The sequence below is a fragment of the Acinetobacter calcoaceticus genome, assembly GCF_051947995.1.
Lineage (GTDB): Bacteria > Pseudomonadota > Gammaproteobacteria > Pseudomonadales > Moraxellaceae > Acinetobacter.
This window is the reverse complement of the sequence record NZ_JBLVVH010000007.1, coordinates 88,967-112,915: the sequence shown is the minus strand read 5'-3', so window position 1 is coordinate 112,915 and position 23,949 is coordinate 88,967. Positions and strand designations below refer to the sequence as shown.

Sequence of the window (23,949 nt, the reverse complement as noted above, 5' to 3'; positions counted from 1 at the left end):
GCTATTAATGAAAACAACACCTCTATCGCGTTCGCTTCAATAGAGGCGGGAATGTTATAAATTGTTGAGCGCTGAATAGCTAATTGGAATCGCAAAGCTGACCAGAACTACACAGGCAGTACGTTGCAGTTTCGCTTGAGAGAGCCAGTTTACCTTCTTGCTTGCCAGCATTGCACCGACACAAATCCAGCATAAGGCAATTGGAAGAATTAATGCAACGAATGTTGCCATATGTGCCAGGTAAATGTCCTGACTTTTCCATGCGGCAGCAGGGAAAATGGCTGAAGCAAACAGTAAAGCCTTAGGATTGAGCAAAGTTGCACAAAGGAGCTCTTTAGGGCGAATGGTCGGCTGGTTTAAAACCACTTCCTGATTCGCCGTACGCCATAACTTGATGGCAAGAAAAATAATATAAGCCGCACTCAGTAATTTCAAAAACGTAGGTAATAAAGGTAAAGTGGCTGACACTTTGCCGATCAGCATTCCCCATGCCGTAATCGCAATTATATACCCCACCGCTTCTGCTGGAATAAGCAGTAAAGATTTACGTAATCCGACCTGAATGCCTGATGATGCAAGCAAGGTGTTGGTTGGACCAGGTGTCAGCAGAATGGTGATCACTAAACCGATAAAAAACCATGAAATCATTGAATGACCTCACTATGAGAGACTTTCAGATTAATCCAATTACTCAGCTATAGCAAAAAAATAACTGTAAGGACTTATGACGAAAATCATCATAAGTTTTTATTTTAGTTAAATTTTTAAAAATACAAGTAGCACCAACTCAACAGTCACTGGCATACATCTGGATATTTAAGATTCAAATTTTGAAGATCATCTGATCATTGTCAGCGCTTCACTCAGATAAACGGGGACACGATTTTAAGTTTTTGCTAAGCAATTAATGTTATTTTATATACTGTTCCTTTCCTGTCTCTTTTTATCTCCTCATGATTTATGCCTAAGCAATTTTTTCATAAGTGGCTACCTTCTTCGGAAAAAGTCGCTCGTCTAAAATTTATGAAGATTTTTGGTGAACGCACCTTAAATCCACTGCTTTGGTATGTAAATCGCCGTTCTATTGCCAAGGCCATGTTTATTGGTACTTTCTGGGGCATTCTACCGGTTCCGTTTCATAGCCTGTTCATTATTCTGACCGTATTACTGTTTGAGGTGAACTTGCCGATTGGATTATGCATGGCATGGTTAACCAATCCCTTTACGGTTGTACCGATTCTTTATTTAGGATTCTGGTTCGGCAGTAAGATTTATCACGTCAATATGATTAATAAAGACATGTTGCTTGGTGTTTTGCATCAGATTCTAAACTGGATCAAAAATTTTGGGCATGGACATATTGATTTTAGCCTTGCCAAAATCCTGGTTTCAGGGCTGATGATTGAAGCGATTTTATTTGCGGTTTTATTTTATGCGGCGACACACTTACTCTGGCGTTGGAGTGTGATTCGAAGCTGGAAAAATCGTGAGAAAGAGAGAAAAGAAGAAACCATCTAAATGATTTCTTCTTAATAAGAATACTTATTTCGCTGCGGCTTTGGCCTTCATATACTGTTCTGCTACATCGAGTGCATATTCCTGACATGCTTCACCAGTGGCAGGGTCATAGGCACCATTATTGGTAATGTTATTGGATAACACACGGATCCCCAAGAATGGCACATTGAACTGATGGGCAATCTGGGCCACTGAAGCTGCTTCCATCTCTTCTACCGAAGTACCATAAACTGTATGGAACTGCTTGATGCGATCAAGCTCGTTATTCCATGTATCTGCCGAACCAATCGTACCTTCTACCACTTGCCCTTTGGTATAATTTGGTTTTGCCTTATAAGCAGCTAGCAAGAGTTCTTTGTCACCTTCAAATTTACGGATTGCAATTGGCTCAGGATTAGACTCATCATCAGGTAAAACATCAAAGGCTTCATTCCACTCTAAAGCATTTGAACCACCACCAAGGGGTTTATTGGGTGTTTTAAATGCACCGATATTGGTGGTGTATTTACCTAACACAATATCAAATACATGCAGGTCTGGATCGTGACCACCAGCTGTGCCCTGATTGATAATCGCAATCGGTTTGTAATGTTGAATTGCAAGTGCAGTGGCAGCAGCAGAATTACTCATGCCCATACGCGTTTTAGAAATCACCACAGGATAACCTTTATAGGTGCCTTTCCAGAACTTCCATTCCCCAATCATTTCTACAGTCACATTCTCTAACTGAGCAGCCATTTTTTCCGACTCGACAGGTAATGCCCCCTGAATCACGATCGGCTGGAGTTTCGCTTGTTCTTGAGGTTGAGTCGAATTTGAGTTGCTATCACCATTACATGCAGCTAAAAAAAGCGTCGTACATAGCGTGGCAATACCGATAAAAGATTTGAATTGCATCATTCACCTGTCTTAAAAAAGAAAGTCTATACAAAGCAAGTTATGTACCTACTTTGTTTTTGGAAGTGAGTTGAGGAATGGTCTAGATCAAAATTTAATTTCGATTAGAAAGCAAAAACCCAACATTGGCGTGTTGGGTTTTCGATGAGCTTAGAAAATTCGTTTATCGTCTTTCTGGCGCTTTGGCAGCTTATCCATTTGTTGCAACACGGCCTGGGCAATATTGAGATAGCTTTCGGCAGCGGCATCCTTCGCGATTACACTTGGTGTGCCCTGATCGGCATGCTCACGGATTTTCGCATCTAAAGGTAAGCGTCCCAGTAATGGAATCTGGTATTGCGTTGACAATTGATCGCCACCGCCTGTACCAAAAATCTGCTCTTCGTGTCCGCAATTCGAGCAAATATGGGTCGACATATTTTCAATCACACCCAACACAGGAATATTCACTTTATTGAATAGCTCAATGCCTTTAGTTGCATCCATTAACGCCACATTTTGTGGGGTGGTGACAATAACCGCACCCGTGACCGGAATACGTTGCGCCAAGGTCAATTGAATATCGCCAGTTCCCGGTGGCATATCAATGACCAGTACATCCAGATCAGGCCATAAGGTCTGGTTAAACAACTGCATCAATGCACCTGTAGCTTTTGGTCCACGCCACGCCACAGGCGTATTGTGCTCACCGATTAAATGACCAATCGAGAGTACGGCCATGCCATAGGCATCTAAAGGTACAAAGTGTTCATTTTCAATCAGCGGGGTTTTGCCGGCATTGCCCAACATGGTTGGAATACTTGGGCCATAAATATCGGCATCTAGCACCCCAACTTTTAAGCCGAGCTGCTGTAAAGCCAATGCAAGGTTTACTGTGGTGGTTGATTTACCGACACCACCTTTACCCGACGACACCAGAATCACATTTTGAATACGAGGATGTGCTGCCACATCGCGCTGTTGCGGTGCAGCTTTTTGAATCGGCGGATTATTGGGATCTGCTTCTGCCTGAGGTGAAGCATCCATCACAGGCGGTAAATTGCTATTTTCTGCTTTTGGTTTGGATGAGCAGCTATGACCTGCCTCACCATGCGCTGCATGTTTTTGCTGAATAATATGTAGGTTTAATTCCTGAATGCCACACTTTTCCAACGCTTCTGCAAGTTCGTCATGAATCTGTTGCAAGTGATCTTTTTCTTGGGGAAAGGTATTGATGGTCAGCTGTAGAATGCGGCCTTGTACATTGACCTGACTAATGCGATCTTTGAGCGCATTTTCTGAATGCGGTAACACATAACTTTGTAGAACTGTTTGAATCTCGTCTTCCTTCACTTCTTGCGCTGGTGAAAAAACAGATTTTAAGGAAGAAAGCCACGACATTTTGTTTACTCCAAAAACAGATCAACATAGCATTGAGTTTGCTTAGTTTAGCAGTATTGAAGAATCGACGCTCCTCTCAAAGCAGATAATTGCTCATTTTTTATAGCAACTTTTCTGCTTTAGATTTCTCTGCCCAATAACACATACATTTTAGCAGGAACAGCGATCTTGATTGACGCGAGACTGGATATTCAGTCTCATGTTGCCCAGACATTTTTAAATCCCTTTAAATAAAAAAATCCCCAAACATAGCGTAGATATGTTTGGGGAAGTCATTCATTCTTTTCGCAGATTAAAGATATTAACCTTTGAACTTATTGATAGTGTCTGTGGCTGCTTTTTTTAGATCATCCAGCTTGTGGCTGGCCTGAGCCTTAAGATCGTCAAATTTTGCTGCAGCTTCATCTTTCAGTTCAGCAGCTTTGGCCTTGGCATCATCCAGTTTATGGCTGGCTTCTTCTTTCAAGTGGTCAAACTTGTCTTGAACCGCATGCTGAGTATCTTCCAGTTTTGCTTTGATATCATCCACTTTGCTCGAAGCCGCTTCTTTACCTTCAGCATTTTTTTCAGAAACATCTTTCTTTAGATCATCGACGGCTTTTTCGCCTTTTAACTTCAGTTCTGCGGCAGAATGTTTTAAGTCATCAATTGCCTTTTCACCTTGTAGCTGAGTTTCTTTTGCTTTGTGTTTTAAGTCATCGCCCAATTCAGCGGCTTGGTTTTTTAATTCATCAAGTTTTTCATTTGTCATGGTATTTCCTCACTATAGGTAAAAAACATATTGTTTGGAGCAATCTTAGTTATACCGCGTTTAACGCTATTTTTTGCTGAGCGCTGCAAATTGAAACAATTGAAATACAGGAAGATTCAAAACATTGCTGAACGATAAATTATTTTATTTCTAGATATAAAAAGCATATAAATGAATAACATCCTGCCTAGCGAACAAAATCCTTGGCTAATATCTCGTAGAGCACGTGCCAACTGAGTGGATGATCTTTGGCTAAAGCGGGATGCTGAAATTCGCCAACTTTGTTCATGTTTAATTTATGCATAACCCTTTGAGATTTCGCATTGTCCACTGTTGTAAAGGCCACCACTTTATCCAGCTTTAACTGCTCAAAAGCAAATGCAAGTGCAGCTTGGGCAGCTTCAGGCGCATAGCCCTGTCCCCAATACGCCTGATCGAGTCGCCATCCAATTTCCACGCACGGAGAAAATGAAAATTGTGTCGGTTGATCATGCAACCCGGTAAAACCAATAAATTGCTGGTTATGTTTTAACTCAACCGCCCAGAACCCCCAGCCTTGCGTGTCGATAATTGATTTCATACGTTCAATCAAGGCATCACTGTCAGCCCGTGTCAGCAAGTTCGGAAAGTACTGCATTACTTGAGGATTGATACTCATGGCTGCAAAGGCTTCATTATCCTCTGCTCGCCACTGTCTTAGACGTAATCTGGCTGTTTCGATCATTTTTAGAACCAATAAATGTGCATTAAAAACTATTAACAATATAAGGAGATAGATCGGATATACTGCTGCAAATATCTCAATCATAGACCTTGTCGTCAAAATTGCCTATATGAATGAAAATGAACTTCTAGAAATTCAACAGGAACTTCAGGCCCAAGAAAAACGCTTGAAGTACATTGTTTCAAGTAAAAGAAGAATCCAGAATATGATTCTGTCTTTTGAAAAGGATTTGGCTGAACAGTTAATTCCAGTTATTGATCACATCAGTGATGATAAAGCGCCTGTTGAAAGCAGTTTGGCGCTGACCATTTGCTGGAAATTTTCGAAAGCCGAGTTTCCTAAAACGGAACATTGGTGCAGCGAACTGAGCATTACTGACCTTGAAATCAAAGATCAATTTACTGTGGTGTTAAAAGCACAGGCATGGTTAGGCACATTGGGCAGTGATGAGCTTTGGCAAACGCCGATGTTTGCTGAGATTACGCTTGATCCGAAAACGGACGGCTTAAAGAGCTATTACATCCATTTCCTGTCTAAAGGAAAAGTCATTTCGTTAAGAAAGAACTCCAAGCACAGCATCACAGTCAAGCAAATGCAAAGTATGTAATCCTTCGGGATGCATACTTTTCTAAAATAGATGTTCAATCAAAGTAATTCATTAGTTTTTACTTAGCAGTCTTTCGATCCAATTCGTAGTAATAAAGCCTAACATTAATGGAAATAACATAAATACAAATGAGAGAATTAAAGTTGTAAATAAAGTCAAATCCAAGCTCTGAAAACTTAAGAAAACAACACTACTCATAACATAACCCAAAAATAGAAGACCTAAACCTTTAAGTATTTGAGAGATATCTACAATTTTTTTAGACTGCCGTAGAAAATAATAACTAATAAAATAAAGAAAGCTATGCCAACCAATTAAAACTGGCGTGAGCATGATGATTGCAGCAACACCTCTAAGAACCCCATTAGAAAGTTCTTGAGGTGAAAAATCCTGTTCATAAATCAAAAATCCCCAAATAAAAAACACGATACTGAGCGTTGCAACTGTGCCCGAAATAACTGAACGGATACACCACCAGACAAAAGAAGTCTGCTCACCATAATAATTCTTCATCTATTTCTCTTGTTATTTAATATAAATATTAATTACTTACACAAACACTTAACAAAGCAAGTATGTAAAATTTATTATAAGATAGATTGAGATAATCATCTTCAAATAACATCATAAATGCTAAATATTAGTTCAATTTAGATGACCTATAGAACAAGACCATAGAGAGAAAAAGTAAAGCCCATCCAGAAGTTATATCGTTAATTCTAGGGCAAATGAAATTTGTATGAAGTCGTCAACATAGCCCCATAACGCTGCTTGAAAAGATTTCACTGAATCCCTTGTGCAAGTCGGGGGCAAGTCATGTAAAATCATCTGCCTTGCAAATACGAATGAGAGAACAATATCCGTGCGTAAAATTTTAGTCACCAATGCCCTACCTTATGCCAATGGTCCTATCCATATGGGTCACTTACTCGGTTATATCCAAGCAGATATTTGGGTTCGTGCGATGCGTGCAATGGGCCATGATGTGACTTATGTATGTGCGGATGATGCTCACGGTACCGCGATCATGCTGCGTGCCGAAGCCAATGGCATTAGCCCGGAACAGCAAATTGCCAATGTTCAGAAAGAACATATCCGTGACTTTGATGGTTTTGGCGTACATTTCGATCACTATGATTCAACCAACAGTGATGAAAACAAAGCACGTTCAGAAGAGATTTATATTAAAAACCGTGAAGCAGGCAATATTGCAATTCGCCCTGTTACCCAGTTATTCGATCCTGAAAAAGGCATGTTCCTGTCTGATCGCTTCATTAAGGGTACATGCCCGAAATGTAAAGCCGAAGATCAATACGGTGATGCCTGCGAAGTGTGCGGTACAACCTATAATGCCACTGAACTGGAAAACCCGCGCTCAACTTTAAGTGGTGCGACTCCTGTTGAAAAATCATCAGATCACTACTTCTTTAAACTTCCGAATTTTTCAGAATACTTACAGAAATGGACTCGTGATCAAGGTCGTCTGCCAGTTTCAATTGCCAATAAATTAGACGAATGGTTTGAAGCGGGTTTATCGGATTGGGATATTTCACGTGATGCACCTTATTTCGGTTTTGAAATTCCAGATGCGCCAAACAAATATTTCTATGTTTGGGTGGATGCACCAATTGGTTATATGTCGAGTTTTGAAAACTACATCAAAACCAAACGCCCAGATCTAAGTTTTGATGATTTCTGGAAAAAAGACAGCGATAAAGAAGTTTATCACTTCATCGGCAAAGACATCGTTTACTTCCATGCGTTGTTCTGGCCTGCAATGCTTGAAGGTGCGAACTACCGCACCCCATCAGGTTTATTTGTAAATGGTTTCTTGACCGTGAATGGTCAGAAGATGTCGAAGTCTCGTGGTACATTCATCAAAGCTGAAACCTATTTACAGCACTTGAATCCTGAATATCTACGTTACTACTTTGCGTCTAAACTTTCAGACAAAGTCGAAGATTCAGATTTGAACCTAGATGACTTCGTTCAGAAAGTGAATTCTGACCTTGTCGGTAAAGTGGTGAATATTGCCAGTCGTTGTGCAAAATTCATTAACACCAACTTCAATAATACGTTGTCGAATGCATGTGCAGAGTCTGAACTTGTGCAAAGCTTTATTGATGCGGGTGACTCAATCGCGCAAGCCTATGAAGCACGTGAATTCTCAGCTGCGATCCGTGAAATCATGGCGTTGGCTGACCGCGCCAATCAGTATATTGATGAGAAAAAACCGTGGGCACTTGCCAAGCAAGAAGGTCAGGAACAGCAAGTTCATGACGTTTGCTCGGTAGGTATTAACCTGTTCCGTCAACTTGCGATTTACTTGGCGCCAGTCTTGCCAACGCTTGCTGCACAGGTTCAAGCCTTCTTACAACTTGAAAGCTTTGACTTTGCATCACGCCAGCACATCTTGCTTGGTCATGAAATCGCGCAATTCCAACCATTGATGCAACGTGTTGATGCCAAAGCTGTTGCGGCAATGGTGGATGCCTCTAAAGATTCTTTGGCTGCGGCGGCAGAAGCGCCAAAAGCAGAGAAGAAAAAAGAAAAGAAAGCCGAGAAGAAGCCTGAGTCAAAAGTAGGTGAAGCTGACATCATTGGTATTGAAGATTTCATGAAAATTGATCTTCGTGTGGCAAAAGTATTGGAAGCTGCAACGGTTGAAGGTTCTGATAAATTGCTGCAATTGACTTTAGATGTGGGTGAAGCTGAACCACGTAATGTGTTTAGCGGTATTCGTGAGTTTTATCAGCCTGAACAGCTTAAAGACAAATTGGTGGTGATGGTGGCAAACCTTGCACCGCGTAAGATGCGTTTTGGTATTTCTAACGGTATGGTACTTGCCGCGGGTAATGGCGAAGGTGTTTGGGTGATTTCACCTGAATCTGGCGCGAAACCAGGCGATAAAGTGTCTTAATCCTTTAGTAAGAAAGCTCCTATTTTTTCAGTATAATGTCTGATAGGAGCTTTTTGACTTTTTATAGATACACTCATCTGTTTCAAATATTAAATTATCATTATTTAAAATATACTTAAAATTAATATAATTTCTTGAGGTCATAAATTCTTCTAGATTAGAAAGACCGGCTTTATAATAGTGGTTTATTAAAACCTGATTCTGTTGGCTTCCTAAATATAGAACAGTATTATTAGAATCTATATTCGTACAATGATGTTTGCTATCAAAATCATATTCCAATGCTATTCTAAAAACCTTATACTTCAATGCATCTTCTTGAATTACAATGTTTTTATAATGAAATAAACCTAATAAAAATAGCAACATCACAACTAAATACCAACACTTCTCATTCCAACTAAACTCCCAGTAAGCGTTCTTTTCTTTATCAAACTCATCTTTTTCAACTACACGAGATTCCAAAACATAAGCTATTAATAAACCTAAAATTATGACACTTGTATATAGAAAAAAAACTGTTACTAAGTGGTTTAAAAAATAAAAAAATGTTCCTAAAGATAGAGTTATTTTAAAATTACTACTTGAAACCTTAAAGATAGAATTTATAATAATAGAAACTTCAGCCGCTGAATAAACAACAAAGCCCGAGAAAAATATAGTGAGAATAAACTTAGTTATTGGTAATTTTAAAAACATCTCTAATGGTGGAATAGCCTTAATAGAGTTATAAACTAATAATATAAAAATTATTACCATACCAATCATTGTCAAAATATATTGATATGAAAATGGATCACTTTTATCTGTAAAAAAAATTACTGAAACTAATATTGCTCCCATCGTATAAAATAGAATATTCATATCTCTATGACTAGGTTCAAATTTTCTACGAAGGATATTATATATTTTATCCAACTCGTTATTTTGCATAATTTCCTATACTCAAAAATATTATCAAAATGAACATCTATTTAAATTCGAATCCAACAAGCTAGATCATCTCACTACTAATAGAACTATCTTCCTGAGTCTAGTAATACTGCTAAGTTTATCTAGACACTTTTTGTCGTAAAGAGCGTATGATTTTAACTGCATGTTCAAATATCTACATCTATTTCATCCACTCTTTAAAATTCTAAATCTAGTATTTGCTTTCCAATAGCTTCACTTCTAAACCCAACGCATTTCGCAAAAGCCATCTATTTATGCAAACTATAATTTCGCACATGACCTGAAGCTCAGATAGACTCTATAGTCTAGAAAAGGTATCCATGGCAGGCTTTTCATCTCCTAAAATATCAACAATAATAAGATTGCCATTTTGAGCTAAAACTCAATACATTTCGCTTATTGCCTACATCATCGCCTACCAAGGATGCACTGAATAATAGGAAATTATAAAATCAAAACTATGTAAATAAGAATTTTATTTATCATGATATTTCTATTGATTAATTTGATATTGACTATCCCTACCCATAATCTTATTGAAAATTCTTCCAACTAAAAATCACAGTTATATTAAAAGCATAGTAACACTTATGTCTAATGCATTATTTTTTATATATTTTGAAACAAGTTAGTTCATATAAATCTCTAGTTATTCATGCTAAAAAGTAGACAATTCAACTAAACTTGAGAATATCTATAAATGAAAAAAACAGCCCTACTTCTTTCTATCTCATTCTTGAGCAGCATCCCTTTACTGAGCCATGCAGAAACAAGCAAAACCCTGCCAATCATTGAACAACAAAAACAAGTCGCTGGTTACTACCAACACCAAGTCGGTGATGTACAAATCACTGCCCTGCTCGATGGCACTAACTTTATGTCGCCCAGCTTGTTTAAAGATATTTCACCGCAACAAGTACAACAAATCCTGAAAAAGTACTACGCAGATCAAGACAAAGGCGTGCAAACCTCGATTAATGCATTCCTCGTCAATACAGGAAAATCGCTGGTACTCGTCGATAGCGGTGCAGCCAGTTGTTTTGGCCCGCATTTAGGCTCAATCCTGAAAAATCTGGTTGCTTCGGGTTATAAACCTGAACAGGTCGATACCATTTTACTCACGCATTTACACCCTGACCATGTCTGTGGCATCAGTAAAGATGACGTTGCCAATTTCCCCAATGCAACCGTGTATGTCTCGAATGATGAAGCCAGTTACTGGTTAGATCCCAAACAGGCAGCCAAGCTTCCAAAAGACAAACAAGCGGGTTATGAAGCAACGGTGAAGCAAATTAAACAGGCGATTGCACCTTATCAAGCCAAGCAACGCTTTAAAACTTATAAACTCGGTGATGACATTCAGGGCTTTAAAGTCATTAACACGGCGGGACATACTCCGGGCCACTTTAGTTATGAACTCAAAAGCAAAGGCGAAAGCGTAGTGTTTATTGGGGATATTGTGCATTCACATACTGTGCAATTTGATCAACCTAAAACTGCGATTGAATACGATATTGATCCGAAAAAAGCCGTCGCTACACGCTTAAAACAGTTTGCTGATTTCGCCAAGAATGGACAAACCATTGCCGCCCCACATTTACCTTTCCCAGGGATTGGACATATTTATTCTGCTGATGGAAAGAGCTATCAATGGATGCCGGTGCATTTTAAAGACTAAGCTGAATACGCTGATTCTAGGCAATAAAAAGCGACCATCTCGGTCGCTTTTTCTATGGCATTATTTCATGCCAAAAATCAGTTTTAATCCCAACAGCGTCATCACACCGCCTGCGATACGATCAAACACGGATTTGGATTTTAAATAGACTTTGCGTGGCCCTTCTGCTGACAAGGCAACCGCCACCAGCGAATACCAACCTGCGTCAATAAAGAAGCACAACATCGGTAACACCACATAGTAATAGCTTGGGATATCTTTCGGTAATAAGGCTGTGAAAATACTGGCCAAGATAATGGCAATTTTCGGGTTACTGAGCTGGGTAATCAGCCCTAAACGAAAGGCTTGTGCATAGCTCATCTGATTCACAGTACCATTGACTGCTTCCATTGGCTCTTTAGCATGCTTAATGATCTTATAGGCCAGCCAAAGTAAATACAGGCCACCAAATACTTTTAAAGCAATATAGGCAGAAGGCACGGCCAATAAAATTGCCTGTAAGCCCATGACTGCCAGCAAACCAAACAAGGCTGCCCCCGTGCCTGTACCTAAAGCGGTAAATAGGCCATGTTTACGTGAAATCGCAATTGAATTCTTCGCCACATAAATAAATGTAGGGCCTGGGCTAATCGCCCCTAACATTAAGGCCAATGCAATTGAACCTAAAATCAATAACGATTCCAAGATAACCTCTAGATTAGAATAATTTTCAAGCAATGATTTTACTTAAAAACAGGATCAAGGTGATAGATAAATTTTGAGTTGCCCTCTTATTTTTCACGCTTGAACTCAATATTTTTGAGCCTATTCCTTTTATATAAAACTTAATCCCGACTCAAAACCAGATAAAGCACTTCACTACGAAATGAGCCATCTGCCTGAATCTGATAATATTGGCGTGTCTGATCAGAAGCTTTGTGCTGTAAATACCGTATGGTCTGGACTGCATAATCAGGCGTTTGCATCCGTTCTGTCCAGCTCTGAAACTCTAACTCTAAATGCTGTTTTTCAACGCATTCGATTCGAAATCCTGCGCATTCAGCAAAGTGCATCCATTCTTGCAAACTATAATTGCGGACATGACTTGGATCGCGAATGCTTTCCATGGTCTGGAAAAAGGTATCCATGACGGGATTAGAATTCCCTAAAATATCAACCATAATCACTTTGCCCTGTTGCGCTACGACACGATAGATTTCACTCATGGCTTGTGCAACATTGTGCCAGTGATGTGCTGAATAACGGCTAATGATGCAATCAAAACTTTGATCGGCAAAAGGCAGTGCCTCGGCAGCCCCTTGTACGGCCATGACATGATCAAAGCCCTTTTGCTGGGCCTGCTGAGCCACCAGTTCGACCATCGATGGTGTTAAGTCGTAGGCAGTCACCTGATCTACAAACGGCGCAACCTGATAACTGACATGCCCACCGCCACAGCCCAAATCCAGTACTGTTTTAAGTTGATGTGACTGTATCAACTGCTGCATTTTCTGAAATTCAATCCCCTGCGCATGCACGCTACTGGTTAAATAGGCCTGAGATTTATCCTGATATTGCTGTTGATTGACTTGATGCTGGGTGGTCATATTCTTATCCTTGCTGAGTCTGATTCCCTTTACAATAAACAGCCACAATCAAAAATAAAAATGATCAATTTTAATTTTATTGATAAAAATAAGTTATTAATTTAATCCGATTAAACTCGCCGCGACATTGATCGCAACCGCCAGAATCACGGTATTAAAGATAAAGGCCAGTACACAATGAAAGATATTTAAGTGTCTGAGTGCAGAACTGGTAATCGACACATCTGCTGTCTGAGCCGAGGTACCAATGATGTAGCTGAAATAAATAAAATCCAGATAGTCGGGTTGATCTGTTTTAGGAAAGTCCAATCCTGCTTCTTGATGACGGCTTTTGGCCAGATAATAGTCATGGGCATAGTGAATCGCAAATAAAGTATGCAGCAATAACCAGGTTGAAAATATGGTGCCGATGGTCAGTAGAATCAGTGCGCTTTTTAAAATAGGAAAATCTTTCGGCACATGACTGAGCTGTACCACAATTGAAATAAAACAGACCACAATCGCAATCAATACCACCGTGAGGATCACCCACTTGCCTTCATCCTGTTGCCGGGCACGTTTTAAAATGTGTGTTGCATCCAGATGCCACATCATTTTCAGGGTCAGAAACAAATATAGCCATATGGCAATATTCCAGCCTAACTGCAAACAGGTGGCCCATTTCCAGTCGGTAAAAAAGTGCAATGCCGCATAGATCAGCAACCCCAGACTAAAAGTTGCGGACAGGTAAGGACGATGTTTTATCCCTCTCGCAAAATCCTGTAAAAATCCTTGCATGCTTCACCTGATTGTATTTTTTATTCATGATTCATTTCACTTTATTTTTTAACACTGTATGCACTTGGAAAAATATCTTCTACGATGGATTTTACCGAAAATAAACAAAATAAATTTTCGCTACATATTTACTTCGGACAAAAATGTCCGTTTAATTCACATTATATCTTCCACGAGTCTTGGTCATGGCAAAACGTCAGCAATTGGCGGCTCACAATCGTGATGAACTCCTCAACGCCGCAGAGGAAATTTTCCGCAAGCAAGGGGTTCATGTGCCTTTACAGGCCATCATTGATCATGCCGGTGTGGGACGGGCAACTTTTTATCGTAATTTTGCTGATCGTAAAGCCTTGATTGCAGCTTTGCTGGAACGGGCCATCACGCGTCTGGAGCAGAAGGCCAAAGAATTACGGGTCTTTAATGATGGCTTTATCCGTTTAATCGAAGGTCATATCGAACAGATTCCACAGCTGGTGGTGCTGATTGATTACTGGCGCATCATTGATCGTCAAGACCCAATCATGCTAAACATTTATGAACGACGCGATAAAGCATTACAACCGCTGATTGATCAGGCGATCCAGCACCAGTTATGTCGTGCTGATCTTACCCCTCAGGATTTTGGTATGATCACCGCGATTTTGGGGTCCTCCTTTCAGGGGCATCAGGCGAGCGACCAGTTACGGCTGGCGAAACGCGCAATAGAATTATTATTAAACGGCATTAAAGTATAGTTCGAGGAAAAATATGGATAAAAGCCCTCGCTATCTAGAGACTCCTCCGGATTGGTCTGCGGACGAGCGTCCAACCTTACCTGGCTCGCCTGCAGCGATTGCACATGCTCGCCCGAAACGTTTCGCCTACTTTGTTATTGGCCTGCTGATCTGTATTGCTGCCAGTCTCAGTAATGGTTTCATTGTTGCCAATTTACCGATTTTTCAGGGGGAATATGGATTAACCGCTTCACAAGCGGCTTGGCTCCCTGCGGCCTATGTCATGGCCAATGTCAGTTCAAACCTGATTCTGTTTAAGGCCCGTCAGCAATATGGCTTACGTCTGTTTTCAGAAATCGGGTTACTGGTTTTTATTGGCGTACTGATTCTGCACATCTTTGTCAAAACCTATGAAATGGCGCTCTTTGTCCGTTTCATTGCGGGTCTGGCCGCAGCCCCCCTCAGCTCGCTCGGCATGTATTACACCATGCAGGCCTTTGGCAAGGCCGATATGGCCAAAGGCATTTATCTGGCTTTCGGCTTCCAGCAATTGGGATTGCCATTGGCCTGGATTATTTCACCGTTCCTCCTCAGTGCAAACCAGTGGGATGTGATTTATACCTTTGAGCTAGGTTTGGCCATTTGCTGTTTTGCAATGGTGGTATCGCTCAAATTGCCACGCAGCTTGCGTCTGGAAGTGTTCGAGAAGCAGGACTTCTTTACCTTTGCGCTGTTGGCACCCGGCTTTGCCTGTCTGTGTATCGTGCTCACCCAAGGACCAATTCTATGGTGGTTCGATAGTCCGTGGCTGGCTTATACCTTGATCGTGGGCTTCTGTCTGATTGTGTTGGGTCTCACCTACGAACATTACCGGACCAATCCGCTGATCATGACCCGCTGGCTGGCGGCGGGTGACTTACTCAGTTTTGTGGTCAGTGCGTTTGCATTACGCCTGCTGATGTCAGAGCAAAGTTATGCAGCCGTGAATTTCCTGAAGACCATGGGCATGGGTCCAGACCAGTTCGTGCCGTTATATGTGGTGATCTTTTGCGGAACCATTGCCGGTTCGGTTTTTAGTGCCCTGACCTTCCACCGTGAACGATTAATTTTAAATTTATTCCTTGCTGAAATCCTGATTCTGATTGCCTGTGCACTGGATTATCACCTGACCAGTGATGTACGCCCGGCCAATTTCTATCGTAGTCAGTTTTTAGTGAGCTTTGCCGGTGGCGTCTTTATTGGACCACTGCTGCTGATGGGCTTTATGCGTACCTTGCAACGGGGGCCGCAATATGTAGTGACCTTTATTGTCCTGTTCTCAGCGACGCAAAACTTTGGTGGTCTGGTCGGTTCATCATTCTTTAATACCTACCAGCAACACCATACCTATGATTATAAAGTCGAGATCAACAGCAATCTTGACCCGACCGATCCATTGGTGGCCCAACGCCTACAGGCTTATCAGCGCAGTGCCATGGTGAGTACCAATGATCCGGTCCTGCAAAATAATCAGGCCTTGCAGAACCTGAACAAAGTGGTAACCCGCGAAGCACAGGTTCGTGCCTATAACGATGTGATTGTCTTAAATGGCATTTTTGCTGTGGTTTTACTGTTATGGGGCTTATTTAAATATGTGCGTAACAAGTACATAACGCGAAAAAATCTGCAAGCAGCCAGTTAACCCTGATGGTATTTGATTGAGAAAACATTATGTCTGAACAAGATAAACCAGAAAACACCAATGCTCAGAACAGCGAGCAAAACCAGACGGTTCCAGCTGAAAAGGCGCCAGAAGCGGTGGCTCAAATGCCACCGCCTCCACCACCGCCAACCAGTAAGCTGATCAAAACCAAGCGTTCAACCTTATGGTGGATGCTACTGGTGCTTATTGTCGGGATCACGATTATTTTATGGGCATGGCGAATCGGCCCCTTTCACACAGCGATTGAACAGACCGACAACAGCTATGTGAAAGGTAAAACCACCATTCTTTCTTCACAGATCAATGGCTACATCAAGGATGTGCTGGTCAAGGACTTTGATCATGTCAAACAGGGTCAGGTACTCATGCATATCGATGCAACCACCTATGACCAGAAAGTGACTCAAGCTGTCTCTGGTGTAGAGCAGGCGCAAAATAGCCTTGCCAATCAGACACAGGCTATTGCCCAGCGTCAGGCCGATGTGGTTGCGGCGCAGGCCAAAATGGATCAGGTCAAGGCACAATACGATTTATCCGTCGCGCAACTCAAACGCTACCAACAACTTGGCGATAGTGGTGCGGCATCAAAATCAGAACAGGATAAAGCTGCGGCCGATGCACAGAATAACCTTGCCTTGCTGAAACAGGCCCAAGCCAATATTCAGGTCGCGCAAGAAGCCTTAAAAACAGCGCAAGTGGCCCAAGCCGGTTTAAAGGCTCAGGTCAATAGTGCACAGGCGCAACTGGATCAGGCCAATACCACTAAGGATTACAGTACCATAGTGGCACCGCTGGATGGTCAACTAGGCGAAGTCAACCCACGCGTGGGCCAGTACGTTGCTGCCGGTACACAATTGCTGTATTTAATTCCGCGACAAACCTGGGTGATTGCCAACTTTAAGGAAACCCAAATTGCCAATATGAAAATTGGTCAAAAAGCCTCTTTCACGGTAGATGCCCTGAATCATCAGAAATTCACCGGACAAGTCGAACAGATCTCACCTGCGGCTGGCTCAGAATTCAGTGTGTTGAAGCCTGACAATGCAACGGGTAATTTCACCAAGGTGGTACAACGTATTGCGGTGCGGATCACCGTAGATCCGAATCAGCAAGGCATAGAAAATTTACGTCCCGGGATGTCGGTGATTACTTCGGTAGATACCAGTTCCTAAACGATACTGACTTTCTCAATCAAATCCATTTACAATGTGGTCAAATTTATTTCTCTTGTTCGAAAATGTTTGATCACATTGCTTTCCCCACTCCCTATCAAACATTAGCACTTCCCGGTTCGGTTCAACTGACCATTAAGCGTCTGGACCAGATTCATCCGCACATTTCGGGCAATAAGTTTTATAAGCTCAAATACAACCTGCTTGCCGCACAGCAACAAGCTTTGACACAAGTACTGACCTTTGGCGGTGCATTCTCCAACCACATTGCAGCAACGGCCTATGCCGCTCAACACTTCGGTTTACAAAGTATTGGCATGATTCGGGGTGAAGAGTTGGCTTCGCAAGCCTTAAACCCTACTCTACAAACCGCGCATGATTTGGGTATGCATCTGCATTTTGTGAGTCGGGCCGAATATCGGCTGCGCCATGAAACCGCATATTTACAGCAATTACAACAGCGCTATCCACAAGCATGGATTATTCCTGAAGGAGGCACTAATGCACTGGCTCTACAAGGAACACAGGAAATCTTAACTGAAGATGACCGAGAAAATTATGACGTGATTTGCTGTGCAGTCGGTACTGGTGGAACCATGGCCGGACTGATTGAAAGCAGTTCTGATCGACAGCATGTGCTGGGCTTTTCTGCCTTAAAAGGGGATTTTCTGAAACAAGACATTCAACAATGGACAAAGAGACAGAACTGGTCTTTAACTGATGCCTATAGTTGCGGTGGCTATGCCAAAACCAGTCCAGCCCTCCTACAATTCATGCAACAGTTTGAACAGCAATACAGAATTCCTTTGGAACAGGTCTATACGGCTAAAATGATGATGGGTCTGTTTGACCTGATGCAGAGGGAGCATTTCCCAGAACATACCCGTATTCTGGCGATTCACACAGGGGGTTTACAAGGAAAATTGAAAACATACTAAAAGCTGCATAAATCTTTTATAATTGCCCGCTTTTCCGCTCTTGAGTATTTCTCCCATGATTCATCAAGTTGATGTTGTTGTTTTAGGTGCAGGTGCATCAGGCTTGATGTTGGCTGCAGAAGCAGGCAAACGTGGGCGCTCGGTTGCTGTACTGGAAAAAGCCAATAAAGTCGGTAAGAAGATTTTGATGTCTGGTGGCGGTAAATGTAACTTTACCAATCTGGAGGTCGAACCTGCGAACTATCTTTCTGAAAATCCGCATTTCGTCATTTCTGCCCTGACCCGTTATACCAACTGGGATTTTATTGGTCTGGTATGCGAATACGGAATTGAATATGAAGAACGCAAGCACGGTCAGCTATTTACCTTGAAAGGATCAAAAGAAATCCTGGAACTGTTACTGGCAGAATGTGCGAAAGCCAAGCGTGTACAGATTCAGACGCATTGTGAAGTCCTGCAAGTCAAGTCACAAGCAGAATCAGGTTTTAGCATTGAAACCAGTCAGGGGACTTATCAGTGTGAATCGCTGGTGGTTGCCACAGGCGGCTTGTCTATTCCAACTTTAGGCGGTTCAGGCTTTGGCTATGAGCTGGCACAGCAGTTCGGGCATCATGTTTACCCGACCCGTGCAGGTCTGGTTCCGTTTACCTTCTCTGACCAGTTTAAAGAAGTAACGACACGTCTAAGTGGTAATGCACTGGATGCAACGCTAATGAATGAGCGTCATCAATTTACCGAAGCCTTACTGTTTACCCATCGCGGACTTAGCGGCCCAAGTTCCTTGCAACTTTCCAACTACTGGCATGTCGGTGAAAGCTTTAAAATTGATTTCTTCCCAAGTCAGGACTTTGCTGAATTTTTCAAGGCCAAGAAAAAATCTCAACCGAAGGTGCTGCTACGGACCCTGCTCAGCGAATTTACCGCCAAAAGTATCGTGCTGGAATTACAGCAATTGATCTGGGCAGAGCAAAGTGAAACTGCGATTGGCAATATCAGCGACCTGCAACTGGAACAGATTGCAGCACAACTCCATGCTTTCTCGGTCAAACCTTCTGGAACCGAAGGTTATCGCACCGCAGAAGTGACATTGGGTGGTGTCGACACCAGCGAAGTCTCATCCAAAACCATGGAAAGTAAAAAGCAGAAAGGCCTCTATTTTATTGGCGAAGTACTGGACGTGACCGGACACTTGGGCGGTTATAACTTCCAGTGGGCATGGTCATCTGCACAGGCAGCAGCCCAATTCGTTTAAAAATGGTTTTAATGCAGACAGACAATTTTTCAGATGAAATAATACTTAATGTTGTTCATCTGAAGAGTTAGCTGCTTCTGAAGATGGTATTTTCTGCGTATTTTCGATTGATTTTTCTTTGGTTGGACTTGATTTCGCCACCACAAATTTGTAGGCACTTGCCAAAAAACCAACAGTAATACCTGCAATTATAACCGGTGCAAATACACGATTTGGCCTCTTCATTCTGTTCTCCTATCAACTTTTTATTGAGAGACTATGGGTACTTCATCTATAAATGAATTGCTTTTTAGGCCAATTTTCACTTCTCCCCAATCGAATGTACGCGCAGATCATTCCATTTTACTCGGATTTTGCAACATCATTCGCTGAGCGGGATTCCAAAACTTGTGTCCTGTCGACTCCAGACACCCTGTTAAATAAAGACCGATAAAAAGGATAAAACAATTCGACCACCCTGCTTAGAGTGGTCGAATTGATTCGAAAAATCAAAGATTATTTTTTGCTATTCATCCGAATATGGCGGAGTTGGAGGTGTTGGACTCGCCGGAGTTTCTGATGACGCTGGCGTCGGACTCACAGGATTTACTGGAGTCGTTGGCGCTGTTGGCGTTGGTCTTACAGGTGCTGCTGGCTTAACCTCTTCCTTATGTAACGGATTTGGTTTGTTACCTTCTGTTTTTGCCTTATCCAATAAATCAGAGAGTAAACGCTCTGCAGGTTGACGACCGCCCAAACCAAAAGCCAATGCAAATGCGACTGCAACCGAACCCAGCGTTAAACCGAATGCCAGATTGACAATAGAATCTGCAATACCCATGGCTTTTAAGCCCATCGCAATCACCAGACCCATAATTAAGATACGGACCAGATTCCCTAACCAGCGAGAGCTATTATATTCACCACGTTGAACCACATTGGCAACCACATTGGCCAACCAGAAGCCGATTACCAGAATCACTGCACCCAGTAAGATACTTGCACCAAACTGGATAAACATGGCGATCAGTACACTCACCTGTTCCAGACCAAGACGGTCTGCCGCTTCTGAGACTGCAAACAGCATGGTGAAGAACACGATCAGACAGCCAACAATATCCGAAACACGTGTTTGCCCAAGGAAACGTTGAATATCGAGTTTCATTGGAATTTCATCAACGCCTGCACCTGAAATCAGTTCAGCCACGAGACGTCCGACGAAACGCGAAACAATATAAGCCACGATTAAAATCAGGCCTGCGGCAATAATCTGTGGAATCGCCAGCATGATTTGATTCAGCATTGAAGTCGCCGGTTGGGAAATCGCTTCGATACCAAGTGCTTCAAATGCCACAATTAAAGTCGTAATAATAATAACGGCGAAGACAAAAGAGCCTAAAAACTTAGAGACATTTGAGTTTTTAAATAACCCGACTTTCTCGGCCTGCGTCTGTAAACCCAGACTATTACTTAGACCTTCTACAATGCCACGGACAATCTTCGCAAGAATATACCCCACAAAGATAATCACACCTGTAATAAACAGGTTCGGCAAATAAGCCACCGCTTCATTCACCATGTTCTGTACAGGAATCAGTAATCCTGTTAAGCCTAAAATCGACAACACGATTGGCAAGAACAGCAATAAAACCAGCCAGTAGAAAATCTCACCGATATTGCTACTGAGTGAACTGACACCAACTTCACCACTCAGCTTCTCATCCAGCTCGGTTCTTGCAAGGACATTGGTTAATCCTGCACGGACCAGACGGGCAACAATCCAGCCAATGAAGCCCACGGCAACAGCAGCAAACAGATTAGGGATGAAGGCCAGAATACGCCCTACCATATTGCTAAACGGATCACTCACACCACTGATATTTAAAACATTCAATGCACCCACAACAGCCAGAATCATGATGAACCAGAACACCAGCTTGGAAATCAGATTCTCAATATTTGGGGTACGACCAGTTGCAGACGACAATTTATGATTGGTATCAAGTTTTTGCAGTAATTTTTTCACACCAGCTGCCACAACCAGAGCAATAATCCAGCCGACCAGCAGAATGACAATCGCAGCTAAAATAGGATGAAATTGATCCCAATAATACATTGCATCAAATCCTCCGCGGTTGGAGGGGTCATTAAAAAAATCATTCATGTTGTTATCCTTATGTTGTGTTTTTCAGTTTTGGTCTAAACCACCCATGCTTGCTCTATGAACTAAGAACATGATTTATGGATGCTTCCACCATAATTTTTGTCTATTTTCCAATCAATAAATGGCAGCACTAATACAACAAAAAGTGCGCAAAATATTGCAAAAAAGCCCATTGATTCACACCAATGAGCTTTTTGAAGAATTAATTCTCGGTCTTAAAATATGCTTGTCTAAGCATTCAGAACTGCCGACTGCATAGGTGACATGATCACTTGCGCAGTTGGATTAGCCGAATGATCAGCAACCATATAAACAAGTAATGCAATCAGAAAGATTCCCACCAGAATCAGAATATAAACGGGTAATCTTCTCTTTTTGGTAATTTCTTCTTTGCTCGCCACATGGGGTTGTGGCTTACTAAAATCATGCATGATAGCAGCCCTCTTCCTTATTACTTTTCAATACTTATATTAGCAACCCCCTATGTAGCATTGTGTGAAGAAGCTTCGGACTATCGTTGCACTGGTTGCAGAACTCTACTTTTTTTATTTATTTTTTTGTTTAAAATATAGGCGGCTTTAGCGGGCAACAAAAATAAGCTATAATGCTCAGTCCCGTTTTTTAAATGTTTTGCTTTATGTCCTATAGCCAACAAAGTGTTTCTCTTGATTTGGACACTGATGTCACACATCAATGTTTTTTACATCACACACGCGATGAACATTTGATTGGTATTATTGAGTTTAATAAGCCAAGCTATATCCTGAAATGGGGTGATCTGGAATATTTCCGTCGCCGTACAGAAGAGTTTTCGGTGATGCCTTTACCGGACTGTATCAACGCCATGATTGTTGATATTCGTAATGTACAACCATTTTTGGATAATGAAGTTCCGATCTTGCCGTGGCGCCTGCTTGAAGAAGATTGTCCTGTCCGTCTGGTCGTTCCTCAAGAACGCCTGGAGCACTATATCGGCTTATTTGAACCGACTTGGCTAACCACCGATGTAGACACCGCGATTCAGGAAATTCGTGAATTTATGGATATGTTTGTCCATTAATTTTGTATTTAATTTATGGTCTTATGGCTTTAGCTTCCTGCAAAAAACAATAATATCAACCCAACTGCCAAGCCATGTAATCCCATAGCCCAATTTGTCGGAGATAAATCCAAGTTGGGCTGTTTGTGATAAATCACCCAAAGGTACAACGAACAAATAAAAAAGAACAGGCAATAGACTGCAAAAACCAATAAGCACAGCCCAACCATGATATTTCGGCTTAAATCGCCCCAGCCTCCAGCATAAACCGTCGTGTAGCTATAAATGAGCAACACAAGCATTAGCAGCAGACCGACAAAAAAAGCCATATAAGGTACTTTGCCTATTCTCTTTTTTCCAACTTGTTCTTTCATATTATTGTTTTTCCGTATTATTGAATAAGCTGAAACGACGAAATCCTGACCTTACCAATAATTCTCCACGGCAATATTGCCTTCACCACGGCGGTTCATAATCAGACCCCGTTGCTTCAAGGCTTCCTTGGTATCTTCCACCATCTGCGGATTACCACATAACATCACATGACTACTGTCTCGGTTAAAAGAGAGTCCTGCTGCTTTTTCTAACTCACCATTGCCAATCAGCACAGGCAAGCGATCATGCAAGACGGCATTCGGATCACGGGTAATAATCGGAATAAACTTAAAGCCCGTATGCCCTTCGCCAAATAAGGCTGCAATCTCCTGAATACGCTCCACATAAGCCAACTCGGATTCGGTACGAACGCTGTAAACCAGATTGATCTGCTGATATTTATTCCATGTTTCAAAGTCTTGTAACATCGATAAGAACGGCGCCAGGCCAGTCCCGGTCCCCAACAGCCACAAATCTTGTGGCAAAGGTTGCTGATAACGCGCTAAAGTTAAATAACCATAGGAAATCTTTTCCAGATACAGCTCGTCACCCACTTTCAGGTGTTGCAGATTTGAGGTAAATGCGCCATCGGGTACCACGATTGAAAAGAATTCTAGCGTTTCATCAAAGGGTGAAGACACCACAGAATAAGCACGAACCACCAGTTCGCCATTCACCATTAAGCCAATCCGGGCAAACTGCCCTGCGGTGAACTTAAAATGAGCTGGACGGGTCATGGTAAAACTAAACAGATTGTCAGTCCAACGCTGTACAGATAAAACCTTTTCTACGCTAAATTTTTCAATTGACATGATTTGAACGT

General features: G+C 41.8%; 25 protein-coding genes. 10 read left to right on the top strand and 15 right to left on the bottom strand.

Features of this window, described 5'->3' with window-relative positions:
• Window positions 1–54: 54 nt before the first annotated feature.
• The gene (locus ACNQO6_RS14020; RefSeq protein WP_440209354.1) at window positions 55–648 is read right to left on the bottom strand and encodes a LysE family translocator; all 594 of its coding nucleotides are present in this window, start codon (window positions 646–648) and stop codon (window positions 55–57) included.
• Between the two features lie 312 nt (window positions 649–960).
• On the opposite strand from ACNQO6_RS14020, the gene ACNQO6_RS14015 reads away from it, so the two are divergent.
• Window positions 961–1,518, top strand: coding sequence for a DUF2062 domain-containing protein (locus ACNQO6_RS14015; protein ID WP_440209353.1), 558 nt, complete (start codon window positions 961–963; stop codon window positions 1,516–1,518).
• Between the two features lie 24 nt (window positions 1,519–1,542).
• Here the strand turns inward: ACNQO6_RS14015 and ACNQO6_RS14010 are convergent, their stop codons facing one another.
• The 4 genes from ACNQO6_RS14010 to ACNQO6_RS13995 form a co-directional block, all read right to left on the bottom strand.
• On the bottom strand, window positions 1,543–2,418 hold the full coding sequence (locus ACNQO6_RS14010) for a 5'-methylthioadenosine/S-adenosylhomocysteine nucleosidase (protein ID WP_440209352.1): 876 nt from the start codon (window positions 2,416–2,418) through the stop codon (window positions 1,543–1,545).
• 147 nt (window positions 2,419–2,565) lie between these two features.
• Window positions 2,566–3,795 carry an iron-sulfur cluster carrier protein ApbC gene (gene apbC, locus ACNQO6_RS14005; protein WP_440209351.1) on the bottom strand — a complete coding sequence of 410 codons (1,230 nt, stop codon included), beginning with the start codon at window positions 3,793–3,795 and terminating at the stop codon, window positions 2,566–2,568.
• Between the two features lie 301 nt (window positions 3,796–4,096).
• Window positions 4,097–4,546, bottom strand: a complete 450-nt coding sequence (locus ACNQO6_RS14000; RefSeq protein ID WP_005228953.1) for a hypothetical protein — start codon at window positions 4,544–4,546, stop codon at window positions 4,097–4,099.
• A 187-nt stretch (window positions 4,547–4,733) separates the two neighbouring features.
• Window positions 4,734–5,270 (bottom strand): GNAT family N-acetyltransferase, encoded by a 537-nt coding sequence (locus ACNQO6_RS13995; protein ID WP_440209350.1) that lies wholly within the window; start codon window positions 5,268–5,270, stop codon window positions 4,734–4,736.
• A gap of 109 nt (window positions 5,271–5,379) precedes the next feature.
• Between ACNQO6_RS13995 and ACNQO6_RS13990 the strand changes: the two genes are divergently transcribed.
• Window positions 5,380–5,877, top strand: a complete 498-nt coding sequence (locus ACNQO6_RS13990) for a hypothetical protein (RefSeq protein WP_343579507.1) — start codon at window positions 5,380–5,382, stop codon at window positions 5,875–5,877.
• Between the two features lie 51 nt (window positions 5,878–5,928).
• On the opposite strand, the gene ACNQO6_RS13985 is transcribed toward ACNQO6_RS13990, so the two are convergent.
• Entirely contained in the window at window positions 5,929–6,390 is a 462-nt protein-coding gene (locus ACNQO6_RS13985) for a hypothetical protein (RefSeq protein ID WP_440209349.1), read from the bottom strand.
• Between the two features lie 349 nt (window positions 6,391–6,739).
• On the opposite strand from ACNQO6_RS13985, the gene metG reads away from it, so the two are divergent.
• Complete coding sequence (metG, locus tag ACNQO6_RS13980) at window positions 6,740–8,797, top strand: methionine--tRNA ligase (protein WP_440209348.1); 2,058 nt, start codon at window positions 6,740–6,742, stop codon at window positions 8,795–8,797.
• Between the two features lie 27 nt (window positions 8,798–8,824).
• Here metG and ACNQO6_RS13975 read toward each other — a convergent pair whose 3' ends face one another.
• On the bottom strand, window positions 8,825–9,730 hold the full coding sequence (locus ACNQO6_RS13975) for a hypothetical protein (RefSeq protein ID WP_440209347.1): 906 nt from the start codon (window positions 9,728–9,730) through the stop codon (window positions 8,825–8,827).
• Between the two features lie 721 nt (window positions 9,731–10,451).
• On the opposite strand from ACNQO6_RS13975, the gene ACNQO6_RS13970 reads away from it, so the two are divergent.
• Window positions 10,452–11,429, top strand: coding sequence for an MBL fold metallo-hydrolase (locus tag ACNQO6_RS13970; protein WP_440209346.1), 978 nt, complete (start codon window positions 10,452–10,454; stop codon window positions 11,427–11,429).
• A gap of 60 nt (window positions 11,430–11,489) precedes the next feature.
• Here the strand turns inward: ACNQO6_RS13970 and ACNQO6_RS13965 are convergent, their stop codons facing one another.
• From ACNQO6_RS13965 to ACNQO6_RS13955, 3 genes are all read right to left on the bottom strand, one after another.
• Entirely contained in the window at window positions 11,490–12,113 is a 624-nt protein-coding gene (locus ACNQO6_RS13965) for a LysE family translocator (RefSeq protein ID WP_005228946.1), read from the bottom strand.
• A 140-nt stretch (window positions 12,114–12,253) separates the two neighbouring features.
• A complete protein-coding gene (locus ACNQO6_RS13960) occupies window positions 12,254–13,015 on the bottom strand; it encodes a class I SAM-dependent methyltransferase (protein ID WP_440209345.1) in 762 nt (253 codons plus the stop codon).
• 96 nt (window positions 13,016–13,111) lie between these two features.
• The gene (locus tag ACNQO6_RS13955) at window positions 13,112–13,792 is read right to left on the bottom strand and encodes a DUF1345 domain-containing protein (RefSeq protein ID WP_440209344.1); all 681 of its coding nucleotides are present in this window, start codon (window positions 13,790–13,792) and stop codon (window positions 13,112–13,114) included.
• Between the two features lie 185 nt (window positions 13,793–13,977).
• On the opposite strand from ACNQO6_RS13955, the gene ACNQO6_RS13950 reads away from it, so the two are divergent.
• The 5 genes from ACNQO6_RS13950 (at window position 13,978) to ACNQO6_RS13930 (ending at window position 19,569) form a co-directional block, all read left to right on the top strand.
• Window positions 13,978–14,526: a TetR/AcrR family transcriptional regulator gene (locus ACNQO6_RS13950; RefSeq protein ID WP_005228943.1), complete on the top strand. Its 549-nt coding sequence runs from the start codon at window positions 13,978–13,980 to the stop codon at window positions 14,524–14,526.
• Window positions 14,527–14,539: 13 nt separating this feature from the next.
• On the top strand, window positions 14,540–16,186 hold the full coding sequence (locus ACNQO6_RS13945) for an MFS transporter (protein WP_343579516.1): 1,647 nt from the start codon (window positions 14,540–14,542) through the stop codon (window positions 16,184–16,186).
• Window positions 16,187–16,215: 29 nt separating this feature from the next.
• Window positions 16,216–17,379: an HlyD family secretion protein gene (locus ACNQO6_RS13940; protein ID WP_440209343.1), complete on the top strand. Its 1,164-nt coding sequence runs from the start codon at window positions 16,216–16,218 to the stop codon at window positions 17,377–17,379.
• Between the two features lie 65 nt (window positions 17,380–17,444).
• Window positions 17,445–18,317 (top strand): 1-aminocyclopropane-1-carboxylate deaminase/D-cysteine desulfhydrase, encoded by an 873-nt coding sequence (locus tag ACNQO6_RS13935; RefSeq protein ID WP_440209342.1) that lies wholly within the window; start codon window positions 17,445–17,447, stop codon window positions 18,315–18,317.
• A gap of 55 nt (window positions 18,318–18,372) precedes the next feature.
• On the top strand, window positions 18,373–19,569 hold the full coding sequence (locus ACNQO6_RS13930) for an NAD(P)/FAD-dependent oxidoreductase (RefSeq protein WP_440209341.1): 1,197 nt from the start codon (window positions 18,373–18,375) through the stop codon (window positions 19,567–19,569).
• 45 nt (window positions 19,570–19,614) lie between these two features.
• Here the strand turns inward: ACNQO6_RS13930 and ACNQO6_RS13925 are convergent, their stop codons facing one another.
• The 3 genes from ACNQO6_RS13925 to ACNQO6_RS13915 all read right to left on the bottom strand — a co-directional run bounded on the left by ACNQO6_RS13925 (window position 19,615) and on the right by ACNQO6_RS13915 (window position 22,143).
• Complete coding sequence (locus tag ACNQO6_RS13925; RefSeq protein WP_343581070.1) at window positions 19,615–19,794, bottom strand: hypothetical protein; 180 nt, start codon at window positions 19,792–19,794, stop codon at window positions 19,615–19,617.
• Window positions 19,795–20,074: 280 nt separating this feature from the next.
• The gene (locus ACNQO6_RS13920; RefSeq protein ID WP_440209340.1) at window positions 20,075–21,712 is read right to left on the bottom strand and encodes a mechanosensitive ion channel; all 1,638 of its coding nucleotides are present in this window, start codon (window positions 21,710–21,712) and stop codon (window positions 20,075–20,077) included.
• A gap of 230 nt (window positions 21,713–21,942) precedes the next feature.
• Window positions 21,943–22,143 (bottom strand): hypothetical protein, encoded by a 201-nt coding sequence (locus ACNQO6_RS13915; RefSeq protein ID WP_343581067.1) that lies wholly within the window; start codon window positions 22,141–22,143, stop codon window positions 21,943–21,945.
• A 206-nt stretch (window positions 22,144–22,349) separates the two neighbouring features.
• Between ACNQO6_RS13915 and ACNQO6_RS13910 the strand changes: the two genes are divergently transcribed.
• Window positions 22,350–22,772 (top strand): hypothetical protein, encoded by a 423-nt coding sequence (locus ACNQO6_RS13910; protein WP_343581066.1) that lies wholly within the window; start codon window positions 22,350–22,352, stop codon window positions 22,770–22,772.
• Window positions 22,773–22,801: 29 nt separating this feature from the next.
• Here the strand turns inward: ACNQO6_RS13910 and ACNQO6_RS13905 are convergent, their stop codons facing one another.
• Both ACNQO6_RS13905 and ACNQO6_RS13900 read right to left on the bottom strand, forming a co-directional pair.
• On the bottom strand, window positions 22,802–23,125 hold the full coding sequence (locus ACNQO6_RS13905) for a hypothetical protein (RefSeq protein ID WP_440209339.1): 324 nt from the start codon (window positions 23,123–23,125) through the stop codon (window positions 22,802–22,804).
• 51 nt (window positions 23,126–23,176) lie between these two features.
• On the bottom strand, window positions 23,177–23,938 hold the full coding sequence (locus ACNQO6_RS13900) for a ferredoxin--NADP reductase (RefSeq protein ID WP_440209338.1): 762 nt from the start codon (window positions 23,936–23,938) through the stop codon (window positions 23,177–23,179).
• Between the last annotated feature and the right edge of the window lie 11 nt (window positions 23,939–23,949).

Coding starts and splice junctions, on each gene's coding strand:
- ACNQO6_RS13940 (WP_440209343.1), top strand. CDS start 16,216: ATGTCTGAACAAGATAAACCAGAAAACACCAATGCTCAGAACAGCGAG.
- apbC (WP_440209351.1), bottom strand. CDS start 3,795: ATGTCGTGGCTTTCTTCCTTAAAATCTGTTTTTTCACCAGCGCAAGAA.
- ACNQO6_RS13945 (WP_343579516.1), top strand. CDS start 14,540: ATGGATAAAAGCCCTCGCTATCTAGAGACTCCTCCGGATTGGTCTGCG.
- ACNQO6_RS13930 (WP_440209341.1), top strand. CDS start 18,373: ATGATTCATCAAGTTGATGTTGTTGTTTTAGGTGCAGGTGCATCAGGC.
- ACNQO6_RS13915 (WP_343581067.1), bottom strand. CDS start 22,143: ATGCATGATTTTAGTAAGCCACAACCCCATGTGGCGAGCAAAGAAGAA.
- ACNQO6_RS13990 (WP_343579507.1), top strand. CDS start 5,380: ATGAATGAAAATGAACTTCTAGAAATTCAACAGGAACTTCAGGCCCAA.
- ACNQO6_RS14015 (WP_440209353.1), top strand. CDS start 961: ATGCCTAAGCAATTTTTTCATAAGTGGCTACCTTCTTCGGAAAAAGTC.
- ACNQO6_RS13960 (WP_440209345.1), bottom strand. CDS start 13,015: ATGACCACCCAGCATCAAGTCAATCAACAGCAATATCAGGATAAATCT.
- ACNQO6_RS13950 (WP_005228943.1), top strand. CDS start 13,978: ATGGCAAAACGTCAGCAATTGGCGGCTCACAATCGTGATGAACTCCTC.
- ACNQO6_RS14020 (WP_440209354.1), bottom strand. CDS start 648: ATGATTTCATGGTTTTTTATCGGTTTAGTGATCACCATTCTGCTGACA.
- ACNQO6_RS13985 (WP_440209349.1), bottom strand. CDS start 6,390: ATGAAGAATTATTATGGTGAGCAGACTTCTTTTGTCTGGTGGTGTATC.
- ACNQO6_RS13970 (WP_440209346.1), top strand. CDS start 10,452: ATGAAAAAAACAGCCCTACTTCTTTCTATCTCATTCTTGAGCAGCATC.
- ACNQO6_RS13935 (WP_440209342.1), top strand. CDS start 17,445: ATGTTTGATCACATTGCTTTCCCCACTCCCTATCAAACATTAGCACTT.
- ACNQO6_RS13910 (WP_343581066.1), top strand. CDS start 22,350: ATGTCCTATAGCCAACAAAGTGTTTCTCTTGATTTGGACACTGATGTC.
- ACNQO6_RS13975 (WP_440209347.1), bottom strand. CDS start 9,730: ATGCAAAATAACGAGTTGGATAAAATATATAATATCCTTCGTAGAAAA.
- ACNQO6_RS13955 (WP_440209344.1), bottom strand. CDS start 13,792: ATGCAAGGATTTTTACAGGATTTTGCGAGAGGGATAAAACATCGTCCT.
- ACNQO6_RS13900 (WP_440209338.1), bottom strand. CDS start 23,938: ATGTCAATTGAAAAATTTAGCGTAGAAAAGGTTTTATCTGTACAGCGT.
- ACNQO6_RS13925 (WP_343581070.1), bottom strand. CDS start 19,794: ATGAAGAGGCCAAATCGTGTATTTGCACCGGTTATAATTGCAGGTATT.
- ACNQO6_RS14010 (WP_440209352.1), bottom strand. CDS start 2,418: ATGATGCAATTCAAATCTTTTATCGGTATTGCCACGCTATGTACGACG.
- ACNQO6_RS13995 (WP_440209350.1), bottom strand. CDS start 5,270: ATGATCGAAACAGCCAGATTACGTCTAAGACAGTGGCGAGCAGAGGAT.
- ACNQO6_RS14000 (WP_005228953.1), bottom strand. CDS start 4,546: ATGACAAATGAAAAACTTGATGAATTAAAAAACCAAGCCGCTGAATTG.
- ACNQO6_RS13920 (WP_440209340.1), bottom strand. CDS start 21,712: ATGAATGATTTTTTTAATGACCCCTCCAACCGCGGAGGATTTGATGCA.
- ACNQO6_RS13905 (WP_440209339.1), bottom strand. CDS start 23,125: ATGAAAGAACAAGTTGGAAAAAAGAGAATAGGCAAAGTACCTTATATG.